The organism is Thiomicrospira aerophila AL3 (assembly GCF_000227665.2).
In the GTDB taxonomy this organism is placed as follows: Bacteria; Pseudomonadota; Gammaproteobacteria; order Thiomicrospirales; family Thiomicrospiraceae; genus Thiomicrospira; species Thiomicrospira aerophila.
Map to the genome: position 1 here is coordinate 411,217 of NZ_CP007030.1, position 12,193 is coordinate 423,409.

Sequence of the window (12,193 nt, forward strand, 5' to 3'; positions counted from 1 at the left end):
ATGAGCCGAGAAACCGCACCGATTGATGCCTGCTTGAGCGCGTTGGTGGCCGAGTTAAATGCGCAACACTATTCGCCTCATTCTATCGCCAATTACCAGCGTGATATTTTGGCTTACCAGGCCTGGTGCCAAGCGGGTGCTGGCACTAAGTCCTTAAAAAGTCACCAGTTTTGGTCTGCGCAAAAGCTGCAAGATTTTGAGGCTTATGTGATGGCCATGAGCGAACAGGCGTTGCATCCACGTACCATTCGTCGCCACTTGTCAGCTTTGCGGCGTTTTTATCAGTTTATGCTTCGGCAAGGGTGGGTAGCGGACAATCCCGTGCAGTGGGTGCAAGCACCCAAAGCCGATAAGCCACTGCCAAAAAGTGTCTCAGTGGATAAGATGCAACAATTATTAGACCAACCGGCTGACACTGCTTTGGCGAAGCGTGATCAGGCGATGTTTGAATTGCTTTATTCCTCTGGAATCCGGGTGGCTGAGTTGGTGAGTTTGCGTTATCCGGACAGCCTAACCCAATTAGATGAAGGCTATATTAGCGTGGTGGGCAAGGGCAATAAGCAACGCCTTGCGATGGTGGGGCGGACAGCGATCACCGCCTTGCAGGTCTGGTTGCAGATTCGTCCGCAATGGGCTAGCCATGATGATGCATTGTTTATTAGTCAACAAGGCAAGGGCCTGACTGTGCGCAGTGTGCAAAAGCGTTTAGCACAACGTGGTCAAACCGCCGGTTTAGATACTCGGATTAGCCCACATCGTTTGCGCCATGCCTGTGCGACCCATGTGTTAGAATCCAGCGGCGATTTACGGGCGGTGCAGGAATTATTGGGGCATGCGCAACTGAGTACGACTCAAATCTATACCAAATTAGATATGCAACATCTAGCGCAGGTGTACGATCAAGCCCATCCCCGCGCCCGCAAAAAAGATGTAGCAGGCCACGCGAAATCAGACATTTATTCAGACCAACAGAACGAACAGTAACAAAGGACAAAACTATGCAACATGATCCGGCAACGATTTATGGCACCACTATTTTATGTGTTAAGCGCCATGGCCAAATGGTTATTGGCGGTGATGGCCAAGTTACCCTTGGCCATATTGTAATGAAGGGCAATGCGCGTAAAGTACGCCGTCTTTACAATGGTCAAGTCTTAGCGGGATTTGCCGGCGCCACGGCGGATGCCTTTACCTTATTCGAGCGTTTTGAAAGTCGCTTACAAACCCATAATGGGCAATTGATGCGTGCAGCGGTTGAAATGGCCAAAGATTGGCGAACTGATCGTGCCTTACGCAAACTTGAAGCGATGATGATTGTCGCCGACGCCGACACTATGCTTTTGATTTCTGGCACCGGTGATGTTATTGAGCCACAAGATGACTTTATCGCGATTGGGTCGGGTGGTAGCTATGCGCACGCGGCAGCGCAAGCCTTAATGCGCCATAGCGAATTGGGCGCCGAAGACTTGACCCGCAATGCCTTAACCATTGCGGCTGATTTATGTATTTACACCAATCACAATCTAACGATTGAGGTGCTGGAAAAGGCTTAACCTATCCCAAGCGCCTTTAGCATGGGGTATTCGCGGTTAATAAAATTGCTGGCGCGTTGAGTCAGTTCAGCCAAGTTTTCTTCGGCTGATTCAAGCGTGCGACCATACTTCATCACCCCTTCTCCGAGGGGTTCTAAAATCGCCCAAACAAATTCAGCCAAGGCTTCAGGCGTTTGTTGACCTTGTTGATAGCCTTGCAAAAACAATTGACTGAAACGTGCCACTTCAATACCACCGCCGGTGACCGGACAAGCTAAAAAATAAATACTGGCACTGCCATGGGCTTTGGCCATGAGCGCTTGGTTAAACTTATCACAGCGATTTTTCACTGCCGCGATGGCTTCGTCACTTTGTGCCGATTGAATTTCACCGCGATGGGTAAAAATAAACATCGCTTGCACAATTTCCTGCAAACCAATTTTGCCATGGATGGCCAACGCCTGTTCGATTTCACCAAGAGTATGGACTTGGTAATCAGCCAAATAATCGAGAATCGGGTTGTAAATATCGGCCGCCAAATCGGCAATGCCGAGTGCGCCTTCTAAGACCAGCGAAATCGCACCACGTGGTTTGGTCATCACCACACGCTCGGCACGCAGCGCATTAATCACTTCAACGGGATTGAGGCTTTGTGCGCCTTTGGTCCAATAATCTTTGCGGAATTTTTTATCGACGCAAAAATCGCGCGTGTTTTCTCTTAGCGCGACATCATCAATTTGATTAAGCAATTGTTGTTGTTCAGCGGATAAGTTAATCGCTTCAATCAGATCAAGATAACTGGCCGAGCTCGCGTAATCTAATTTTGCCCCCGCCATAACCTCGGCCATATCGGCAAAATCCATCGGTTGCCAATCGCGATTGAAATATTCATGCGCTAGATAATGGGGATCTTGACTGAGCAATTCTTGCAGTTTAGGCGCAACCTGGCTATTGGCCGTGGCGTGTAAAGGTTGGGTTTTTAAGACTTGATCAGCAAATTGCAAGGCTTGGCGAATCCGTTGCGCACTGCCTTCGCCCGGTGCACCCATGCGCTGGGTATGCTGTACCATTAAACGGCGTAAAGGCATAATCTGCGCCCAACCGACTTGGGTGTTATAGCTGACATAGACCACGCCGCCGACCTTTAGGTTTTTTTTGATAAAGGCCATGATCAGGTCACGGTTTTCATGGGATACCCAAGTCCACACGCCATGTAAGCAAATAAAGTCAAACTTGGGCAAATCATCACGCGCTAAAAATTCGGCAAAGGATTCATCAGTAAACTGGGCATTGGCACCGCTGGCATTGACCAGGTTTTGCGCGCATAAGGCTTGCGAGGGTAAAAAGTCGTTACCCCACCATTGGGCTACTGCCGCACTGGCATGAATCGCTGCGCTTAACCCTTGCCCAAAACCGAGTTCGCATGCGGTGCTCACTTTGGGTGGTTCGATGCCGGCGTTCAATAAGGCCAAGCGCATCCGCAGTGGATTGAGTTCTTTGTAATAACCATAGGTATAGCCAATATCGGCTACATAACCTGATGTCCAATCACTCATTTGTCCGTCCTTTTAGCTGTATTAAAGCGTTATGATTCAAAGTTTAGTCATTATAACCCTTCAAATGGGTTAGGCCGAGGCGTTTGTGTTGATGCTGGATTTTGTTCCGTACTGGCGGGCTTTGGCAACCAGTGTTCGGTTTTACCGGTGAAAAAATAAACCGTTAAGCCTATCCATTCACGCCAGCCGGCTTCGAGTGCCTTTAAATGGTCATAAAAGTCGAAGTTAATCTGGCGTAGTTCACGACTATTGCTGCGGTAATCCACGGGATAGGGAATCACATTAATACCTTTTTGGCGTGCAATACCGACCGAGCGTGGCATATGGAAGGCCGAGGTTACTAGTAGATAAGTGCCGTCAGGTTTAAGCAGCGGTTGGGTATTACGAAAATTTTCATAGGTATTGCGCGATGCCGATTCCAATATTAAACGTGATGGATACAGCCCAAGATCATTAAACACCTGTTGGGCAATGTGGCCTTCTGCACCGGTGTTTTGTAATTGAATTGAACCGCTGCCACCACTAAAAATCACTGGGGCAAAGGGATAGATGTCCGCCAGTTTTTTGGCGGCAATATAGCGGTCACCGCCTAAACCCAGTTCCGCTACATTCCAACTTAACGAGCGTTTTAAATCTTCGCCGCCGCCCAGAATAATGATGCCATCAATCTGGTCTGGAAGTTGAGCAGGTATGCTAAAACGTTGTTCCAGCGGTTTAATCACCCAGTCACCCACCGGATAGCTGAGTAACAGGCTTGCTAGTAAGGCATTGGGAATCAATAGCCACTTCGCCAGTTTTCTTAAGTTCATGAGCACTAATAGGCTACCTAAGATAAAGATAATAATTATCAGGTTACCGGGACTAAGTAGCGCCCAGGCGAGCTTTGAGAGATAAAAAAACAAGGTATCAGTCATGGTGGTGTCCTGTTATTAACCTGTGGATTAAATTTTTGACCTGCTCTTGAAAGCCTTGCGGCTAAATCCCATATAAAGGTTAATGAAATTTGAGGATTCAGCCATGATGGATAAATTTACTAGCCAGTTTCAAGCAGCCCTTGCGCAGTCGCAATCGCTAGCAAATAGTCAAGATAATCAATTTATAGAACCTTTACACATTCTAGCGAGTTTAATGCCTGAGCAGGGGCATTTATTGCGCCTGGCCGGTGTGGACGTGAATGCACTCAATCAAACTGTGCAGGCGAAACTCAAAACCCTGCCGCAAGTCTCTGGCACAGGGGGCGAAGTGCAGCTATCGCGCCAATCAGGAGCGATTTTAAATTTAATGGAACGACAAGCGCAGAAAAACGGCGATGCCTATATTTCGAGCGAACTGTTTTTCCAAGCGGCCTTGGAGTCGAAAGATCAGGTCGCCGATATTCTGAAACAAGCCGGGGCGCAAGCAAACAAGCTCGCCGATGCGATTCAACAAGTACGTGGAGGGGAAAGCGTGCAAGATCAAAATGCAGAATCAACGCGCCAAGCGTTAGAAAAATACACCATCGACTTAACCGCGCGTGCCGAATCCGGCAAGCTCGATCCGGTGATTGGTCGTGATGACGAAATCCGCCGCGCGATTCAAGTATTGCAGCGTCGTACCAAAAACAACCCGGTACTCATCGGTGAGCCTGGCGTGGGTAAAACCGCGATTGTCGAAGGCCTTGCGCAACGTATTATCAACGGCGAAGTGCCAGAAGGCTTGCGCCATAAACGTGTGTTGTCGTTAGATTTAGGCTCGTTATTGGCTGGCGCGAAATATCGCGGTGAGTTCGAAGAACGCCTAAAAGCGGTATTAAAAGACTTGTCGAAAAACGAAGGTCAGGTGATTTTGTTTATCGACGAAATTCACACCATGGTCGGCGCAGGCAAAGCCGAAGGCGCAATGGATGCGGGCAATATGCTTAAACCGGCGTTAGCGCGTGGTGAGTTGCATTGTATCGGCGCGACTACGCTCAACGAATACCGCGACAATATCGAAAAAGACGCCGCGCTGGAGCGTCGTTTCCAAAAAGTGTTGGTAGATGAACCGACCGAAGAAGATACGATTGCGATTTTACGTGGCTTAAAGGAACGTTACGAAGTGCATCACGGCGTGGCGATTACCGACCCGGCGATTGTGGCGGCGGCGCGGTTATCGCAACGTTATATTACCGACCGTCAATTGCCGGATAAAGCGATTGATTTGATTGACGAAGCCGCCTCGCGTATTCGGATGGAAATTGACTCCAAGCCGGAAGAAATGGACAAGTTGGATCGCCGCTTAATCCAGCTCAAAATGGAGCAGGTGGCGCTGAAAAAAGAAAAAGATGACGCGTCGAAAAAACGATTAGCTATCTTAAAAGACCAAATCAAAGACCTAGAAAAACAATATTCTGACTTTGAAGAGGTCTGGAAAAAAGACAAGGCCGCGTTGCAGGGCGCGCAACAGTACAAAGAGGCGCTCGATAAAGCGCGTACCGAAATGGAAGCTGCGCGTCGCGAAGGCAACTTGGGGCGCATGTCTGAATTGCAATACGGTGTGATTCCCGATTTAGAAGCCAAAATCAAAGCGGCGGACGAGTTGGAGATCACCGACGAGAATAAAGGCGAAATGCACCTGTTGCGCAATAAAGTCTCCGAAGAAGAAATCGCCGAAGTCGTATCGCGTTGGACGGGCATTCCGGTATCACGCATGATGGAAGGCGAGCGTGACAAATTGTTACGTATGGAAGATAGCCTAAGCGCCAAAGTGGTCGGTCAAGACGAAGCGGTCAAAGCCGTTTCGGATGCGATTCGTCGCTCACGCGCCGGTTTGTCTGATCCAAACAAACCCAACGGTTCGTTCCTATTCCTTGGGCCAACGGGGGTGGGGAAAACCGAGCTAACCAAATCCTTGGCGGATTTCCTGTTCGACAGCCAAGATGCGATTGTGCGTTTGGATATGTCTGAATTTATGGAAAAACACTCGGTGGCGCGTTTAATTGGTGCGCCGCCCGGCTATGTGGGTTACGAGCAGGGTGGTTATTTAACCGAAGCCGTGCGCCGCAAACCCTATTCGGTGATCTTGCTGGATGAGGTAGAAAAAGCGCACCCGGATGTGTTTAATATCCTGCTACAAGTGCTCGACGACGGGCGTTTAACCGACGGCCAAGGCCGTACAGTTGATTTTCGTAACACGGTGATTGTGATGACCTCGAACCTTGGTTCGCAGATTATCCAAGAGCTGGCAGGCGAGGGCAATTACGACGCAATGAAGTCGGCGGTAATGGAAGTGGTCGGTGGTCATTTCCGCCCCGAATTCGTTAACCGAATTGACGACATTGTGGTATTTCACCCGCTTGGTAAAGGCCAGATTCGCGCGATTACCGATATTCAGCTTGAAAGCCTACGCAAACGTTTGGCCGACATCGACCTGAAAATCGACGTCTCGATTCCGGCATTGGATGTCATTGGCGAAGCCGGATTTGATCCGGTGTACGGTGCGCGTCCGCTAAAACGAGTGATTCAGCAACGTCTGGAAAACCCATTAGCGCAACGCATCCTAAAAGGCGAGTTCCTTGCCGGTTCAACCATTCACGTTGAACTTGAAGACGGCGAACTCAATTTCCACTAACGTGTTACTAAGTTAATTCTGTCATGCTCCTAACCCCGCGCAAGCGGGGTTTTTTACACCCAAAACCCAACCACCAGGCCTGGTGGTCGGGCGGGTTTTAGGCAGTCACAACCCGGTTACGGCCTTGATGTTTTGCTTGGTAGAGGGCCTGGTCGGCACGGGCGATCAGGCGATCGAAATCATCACCGGCTTGGTATTGCGTCACGCCCATGCTGAGGGTTTGCTGGCCAATGGTGTCAAATTCGGTTTGGGCAATGGTTCGACCTATACGTTCGGCTAATTTAGTGGCTTCAAAAACTTCCACCTGCGGGCAAATAATCAAAAACTCTTCGCCGCCCCAGCGGCCAATGCTGTCGTCTTTTCGCAGTAGTGCTTGTAAACGCTGACTGAGACTAATAAGCAGTTTATCACCGGCCAAGTGACCATATTGATCATTCACCTGCTTAAAGTGGTCGGCATCGATCAAGATAATCGAAAAGTGTTGCTGTAGCATTTGCGCTTGTTCAATACAGGATTGTAGCAGTTTGTCGGTGTTGTGGCGGTTATAGAGCCCGGTCAGTTTATCGGTTTCGGCGACTTGTTTAATTTCAACCAGCGCATCTTCTAACGCATGGGTTTTTTCTTTAATGCGTTTTTCTAACCAGGAATTGCGTTCTTCGAGTTCTTTAATCGGGTAGGACTCATCTTCGCAGTGGGCATCCGTTGGAAAAGAGGCATGAAGATGCGTCACTCGCCATTGCGTCTGTTGCTGAACAGCAACCAGGGTGACGCGAAGCTTATTAAACACCAGCTGTTGTTGCAGGATTTCAGTTTCAAGCCGCAGGATAGCATTAAATTGATAGGCTTGGTCCGCCACCAAACATAGCAGGTGTTGTTGCTGAATTTGGTAGTGAATCGGATTGGGAGCGTTGGCAATATCTTGTTGATAGAGGGCAATGGATTGTTCACGGTTGACGCCGACTTCACCGGCACCTGTGCCAAAACCGGTCATCTGTTCATGCAGTATCTCTGCAATGCCTGCAAGATTGCGTTGCTCGAATAATAGATCAAGATAGTGATGAAAAAACGTCATAGCCTCAGAGTCCCTTTCGATACAAACCTTAGGGTCTAAGCTAGACTTTTTAAAATCGGTCACTAGGAAAATACCTTTTTATATGCAAATGCAACGGCGATCTTTACTTCGTCAACCATTCTGTTGCGCTCTTCTTGGGACATAAAAAAGCACAGATCAACATGATGCCGAATATATCTAGGCGACATGGTGTTCAATGCAATGCAGGCTATGTCTTCTAATTCATCTTCGCTGAGTTCATGAGTCCAGTAGTGCTGGACTATTTCATCAAAAACTAGCTTTTCGTAATAGTTTTGGATTGCATCAAACGCCATACTAATCCTCTAAAATCTTAGCAAGTTATTTAAAAAGGCAAGCGACGGCGTAGGTTTTCTAGCATTTCACCGCCTCGTTCTTCGATCTGCTGCTGGATTTGTTCGCCAATTTTCTCTTTTTGCTCTTCAACCTGTTTTTCGATTTGACGCTGAATACGTTCTTGTTCTTGACGTAAGCGTTCTTCAACTTCTTGACGCGCACGACTTTCCAACAAGGAGGCTAAATCCAGTGACACTCTAGGACTCACCAACGAGCCGGTCAGTTTTACTGGGATGGTTAAGCCAACAAGATTATTTAAATCAGCACCATCTTGTCCTACCGCTGATGCAACAATACTGGTGCGTACCAGATAATCCAGTTCTTGTTTAGGTAAATTGACGGTGCCTTCACCCCGTATACGCATAAATGGCGCTTCGGCGGTTAGACGCTCTGTTGTCACCACACCTTGCTTGATAGTGGCGCGTAAATCTAAGGCGCTAAAGTCAGTTTGTAATGGACCCTCGTCGGCTTGCGCACGCTGTCCGCGGAATAAGGCCTGCGCATCACGTACTGATTTAGCGAGGTTAAATCCTTTAACCGCACCGTCACGTAGGTTTAGGGTGACGTGTCCGTTAAGACTCTCTTGCCATTGACTGATACGATCACCGGCCATAGTTAAGTCAGCTTGTACCAGGCCTGTTCCGGATAGCCGATCAAAGTCCACAAAACTGCTGATGACTTCACCAATGGGAATATTGCGACTGTCCAATTTAACCGCCATTTTTGGTTGATCGTTGCGGACATCAAGTTGTGCACTCGCCACCGCTTGGGTGTTAAATAAGTCAGCACGTAACTGCGATAGATCAACCACCCCCTCTTTGGCTTTAATAACAACAAGAATATTGGCCATGTTTAATTGATCAAACGTCAGTTGACCCACGCGGATCTGACCATCTAAGTCTAAGCTGCGCAACAAATCATTGGGGAGTTCTAACACAAACTCAGGCTGGTCGTCAGGTTTTGGTTCAGGTTCAACCCCTTCTGATTTAGGTGGTAAATAATCATTTAGGTTGATTTGATTTAACGCTAAATTCCAGCGTGCCAATAGGCTGTCGCCTGGCTGCACTTGCGCTTGCCCGGTCAGCTGACTATTGTCTAGATCAAGTTTGAGGTTATTGATAGCAATATCAGGTGCAGCTTCACCTAGGGTGACGCGGCTATTAAAACTGAGTGCTAGCTTTTCAAGGGTGTTAGCCTTTGCCATTTCAGGCAGCTCAACTTGTAATTGGGTTAATAGCTTGCGCAGGTTAAACGTGTCAATAGCTAGCTCGCTAGTGATAGTGGGCGTGGTTTGGAGTTGCGTAATCGCAATCCTCGAAGTCAAGACTAAATCCAACAGTGCCAGTCGGAGGCTATCAACAGTCAAGGTTTGTTCACTGAGGTTGGCCTGCAACTGGGTGCGGAGGTCAAAATCGGTTTTTCCGACAGGCAGTAGTGGTGAGTCTATAGCACCGTTTAGCACTATACTCGGTAATGACAGAGTTTGGGTGTCAAGTTTTGCATTTAGGCCGGCAAAGTTAAGGTTTAGATCGAGGCTGTTTAGCAGTTTTTCATCACTAGATTGAGTCGGGCCTTTGGCATTCAGCGTTAAGGCAAACTCGGGTAGCGTCAGCTGCTGCTCGGTTAGATTCAATGTCACCGCTTGAATGTCACTTTGTCCGGTCACAGAGGCAATAGGCAAGCTATCGTTAAATTGTGCAGCTAGTTTTAAGCTTAGATCATTGAGATTGAACATCTGTTGTTCAAGATCGAGAACAATAGTGGGGAGTGCTAGATTCACTCTGCTTTGAGTGACGGGCAATTCACGACTATTCAAGTCCAATTGTGCCGTCAGATCTTTAAGGCTTAGGCTCAGCTGGTTATCGACTTTGACATCAATAGCCAATTGCCAATTTAAGTTAAGTTGCGGGTCTTGCACGGCTAGGTTGCCGGCAAGGCTAAGATTAAAAAATTGGTTCAACTTAATCGCAGTGGTGGAGATATTCAGGTCGTCAAGTTCAATGCGTTGTTGACTTGCCTGGTCATCCCAAATAAAGGATGCGTTTTGAATGCCAATACCATCAATCGCAAGGTTTTGCAATTGCGCTATTAAAGCGTCAGTGTCAGTCGGTGCTGGCTCAGTGGCTGATTGAATTTGCTCGGCTGGCTGACTCGTCTCTGGTTCTGGGAGTAAGTCCTGCCAGTTGGTGGTGCCATCGGCGTTGCGGGCTAAATAAACAGCGAGTCCATTGAGTTCTAAGGTGTCAACGGCCAACTCTTGGCGTAACAGTGGCATGAGGGCGACGCCGATTCGCATTTGCGCTATGTTGACCATCGTCGGCTCTTCAAAGCCGGCGGCATTGCTGAGCTGCGCGTTGGTAATGGCTAAGCCTATAGTTGGATAAAGGGTTAGGCTGATGTCATCCAAACTGAGTTCACGGCCGGTTTGATCTTGCACTATTTGGCTGATTTGATCGCGGTATTTGTTGGCATCAAAGGTGAGTAATAGCACCGTGATCCCTATCACTAAAACCAGCGCTAAACCAAGGGTAATCTTAATTGTCCAGCCAAGCCATTTCATCGGTATCTACTCCAAAAAAATAATGGCTTTAATCTTAGCAGAATCGCTAATAAAAAAGGAATTTAGATTTTTTAAACCTCATAGATGTTTGCACTAAGGCTGATTGTTACGGTATTGATCAATCAGTTCTTGAATAGCTGTAGCTATTAGGTCAGGGCGCTGTCGTTGAATGGTGTGACCGGTTGGGACTTGGCGCCAGTCTGCCTGTGGGTAAAGGTTGGCTAAATCCTCTCGCTTGATAGTAACGTGATTTCTGGCAGCTTTATCTCGGCTGTAGTCTTGTCCTGCCACTAAAATAATTATTGGCATGTGTTCAGGATTCGGCATGTTAAGTACAGCGTCACCCGTGGTCATGAGGTTAAACAATTCTTTTTTTTCAGTTTTAGAGGTAAACAACTGAAATCCCATTCGGCTCCACCAGCGCCAATTCTCATAAGCCCCGCGGTTTTCCATTTGCGTGGGATGGACTGAGTCCACAAGCAGCAGGCCTGCTAAATCGTCTGGATAACTGCGAGCAAAATATTGTGCGTATAGACCGCCTAATGAATGTCCTACTAGGATGTAGGGTGGTTCAATTTGTTGCTGCGCTAATAGCTCTCGAAGTTCAGCCACAATAAATTCGCCAGTTCGAGCCTGATTGCTAGGTTCGGAGCGGCCATAGTCAGCTCGATTGTAAATCAGGTAGTTTACGTCATCCGGTAACAGGGGTAATACACCCCGCCAAGTTGTTAGCTTGGATGTCAGACCATTTTCAAACACGATGGTTAAGTCTGCTTGTTGGTCTTGATAAATAAATTCAACCTGACGATCTGTAATCGTGACTTGTTGAGTCGGTAATTTGGCGCAGCCAGATAAAAACATAGTGCCCATGATAAAACTGCCCAGCAGGGTAAGTCTAAGTCTATTCATATATTATTTAGTTACTTTTTTCGGTTACTGCTTTTAATATTAATTTAACTATAATGAACTTATTAAGGTAGATTTTAAGACAAAAAACATGAATCTCATCAAAAAAGAATTTAGGGTGTTTGAAGCATTCCGCTTTATGATAATGCTGGGTACGTTGGTATGGGGTGTTATTTTGCTATCAGCCTGTGGCCACCAACCTAATCAGACGAATCCTGTGGACTATCATACTAGTCAAATTTCAGTGGATTGGGCCGGGACCTACACTGGGAGTCTACCATGTGCAGATTGTGAAGCTATTCATTGGCGTTTAACGCTGAATAATGACCGTTCGTTTATCTTACAGCGAAACTACTTGGGTAAGTTAGATGACGCAATAAGGGACGATGGACGTTTTAGTTGGGCAGATGATGGGCAACGCATTATTTTAATAACTAAGAGGGGCGAGAGCATCGGCTTTTTTGTTGGTGAAAATCGTATTTGGTTACTTGATCAAGAAAATAGGCGCATCACCGGTGGACTTGCAGACTTATATACACTTATAAAAGAATAGGCATTGATAGCGATAGTTTAACTTCTACTAACTTGTTATGATTAATAAATTGTATATTAAATTGGCAAAATG

10 protein-coding genes are annotated in these 12,193 nt (G+C 47.3%); 4 read left to right on the forward strand and 6 right to left on the reverse strand.

Annotated features, from left to right (window positions below):
- The gene (locus THIAE_RS01995; protein WP_006459828.1) at window positions 1-984 is read left to right on the forward strand and encodes a tyrosine-type recombinase/integrase; all 984 of its coding nucleotides are present in this window, start codon (window positions 1-3) and stop codon (window positions 982-984) included.
- 14 nt (window positions 985-998) lie between these two features.
- Complete coding sequence (gene hslV / locus THIAE_RS02000; RefSeq protein ID WP_006459829.1) at window positions 999-1,553, forward strand: ATP-dependent protease subunit HslV; 555 nt, start codon at window positions 999-1,001, stop codon at window positions 1,551-1,553.
- On the opposite strand, the gene THIAE_RS02005 is transcribed toward hslV, so the two are convergent.
- On the reverse strand, window positions 1,550-3,088 hold the full coding sequence (locus tag THIAE_RS02005; protein WP_006459830.1) for a class I SAM-dependent methyltransferase: 1,539 nt from the start codon (window positions 3,086-3,088) through the stop codon (window positions 1,550-1,552). The genes hslV and THIAE_RS02005 overlap by 4 nt on opposite strands.
- A 50-nt stretch (window positions 3,089-3,138) precedes the next feature.
- Window positions 3,139-4,002, reverse strand: coding sequence for a YdcF family protein (locus tag THIAE_RS02010; protein ID WP_006459831.1), 864 nt, complete (start codon window positions 4,000-4,002; stop codon window positions 3,139-3,141).
- A 103-nt stretch (window positions 4,003-4,105) separates the two neighbouring features.
- On the opposite strand from THIAE_RS02010, the gene clpB reads away from it, so the two are divergent.
- Window positions 4,106-6,676, forward strand: coding sequence for an ATP-dependent chaperone ClpB (gene clpB, locus THIAE_RS02015; protein WP_041483119.1), 2,571 nt, complete (start codon window positions 4,106-4,108; stop codon window positions 6,674-6,676).
- 97 nt (window positions 6,677-6,773) lie between these two features.
- Here the strand turns inward: clpB and THIAE_RS02020 are convergent, their stop codons facing one another.
- The 4 genes from THIAE_RS02020 to THIAE_RS02035 form a co-directional block, all read right to left on the reverse strand.
- The gene (locus THIAE_RS02020; RefSeq protein ID WP_025299263.1) at window positions 6,774-7,748 is read right to left on the reverse strand and encodes a GGDEF domain-containing protein; all 975 of its coding nucleotides are present in this window, start codon (window positions 7,746-7,748) and stop codon (window positions 6,774-6,776) included.
- 62 nt (window positions 7,749-7,810) lie between these two features.
- Complete coding sequence (locus THIAE_RS02025; RefSeq protein ID WP_006459834.1) at window positions 7,811-8,062, reverse strand: late competence development ComFB family protein; 252 nt, start codon at window positions 8,060-8,062, stop codon at window positions 7,811-7,813.
- A 29-nt stretch (window positions 8,063-8,091) separates the two neighbouring features.
- The gene (locus THIAE_RS02030) at window positions 8,092-10,662 is read right to left on the reverse strand and encodes an AsmA family protein (protein ID WP_006459835.1); all 2,571 of its coding nucleotides are present in this window, start codon (window positions 10,660-10,662) and stop codon (window positions 8,092-8,094) included.
- Window positions 10,663-10,755: 93 nt separating this feature from the next.
- The gene (locus tag THIAE_RS02035; protein WP_006459836.1) at window positions 10,756-11,571 is read right to left on the reverse strand and encodes an alpha/beta fold hydrolase; all 816 of its coding nucleotides are present in this window, start codon (window positions 11,569-11,571) and stop codon (window positions 10,756-10,758) included.
- Window positions 11,572-11,659: 88 nt separating this feature from the next.
- Here THIAE_RS02035 and THIAE_RS02040 point away from each other — a divergent pair, with 88 nt between their 5' ends.
- Window positions 11,660-12,121 (forward strand): copper resistance protein NlpE, encoded by a 462-nt coding sequence (locus tag THIAE_RS02040; protein WP_006459837.1) that lies wholly within the window; start codon window positions 11,660-11,662, stop codon window positions 12,119-12,121.
- Window positions 12,122-12,193: the final 72 nt, after the last annotated feature.

Coding starts and splice junctions, on each gene's coding strand:
- THIAE_RS01995 (WP_006459828.1), top strand. CDS start 1: ATGAGCCGAGAAACCGCACCGATTGATGCCTGCTTGAGCGCGTTGGTG.
- hslV (WP_006459829.1), top strand. CDS start 999: ATGCAACATGATCCGGCAACGATTTATGGCACCACTATTTTATGTGTT.
- THIAE_RS02005 (WP_006459830.1), bottom strand. CDS start 3,088: ATGAGTGATTGGACATCAGGTTATGTAGCCGATATTGGCTATACCTAT.
- THIAE_RS02010 (WP_006459831.1), bottom strand. CDS start 4,002: ATGACTGATACCTTGTTTTTTTATCTCTCAAAGCTCGCCTGGGCGCTA.
- clpB (WP_041483119.1), top strand. CDS start 4,106: ATGATGGATAAATTTACTAGCCAGTTTCAAGCAGCCCTTGCGCAGTCG.
- THIAE_RS02020 (WP_025299263.1), bottom strand. CDS start 7,748: ATGACGTTTTTTCATCACTATCTTGATCTATTATTCGAGCAACGCAAT.
- THIAE_RS02025 (WP_006459834.1), bottom strand. CDS start 8,062: ATGGCGTTTGATGCAATCCAAAACTATTACGAAAAGCTAGTTTTTGAT.
- THIAE_RS02030 (WP_006459835.1), bottom strand. CDS start 10,662: ATGAAATGGCTTGGCTGGACAATTAAGATTACCCTTGGTTTAGCGCTG.
- THIAE_RS02035 (WP_006459836.1), bottom strand. CDS start 11,571: ATGAATAGACTTAGACTTACCCTGCTGGGCAGTTTTATCATGGGCACT.
- THIAE_RS02040 (WP_006459837.1), top strand. CDS start 11,660: ATGAATCTCATCAAAAAAGAATTTAGGGTGTTTGAAGCATTCCGCTTT.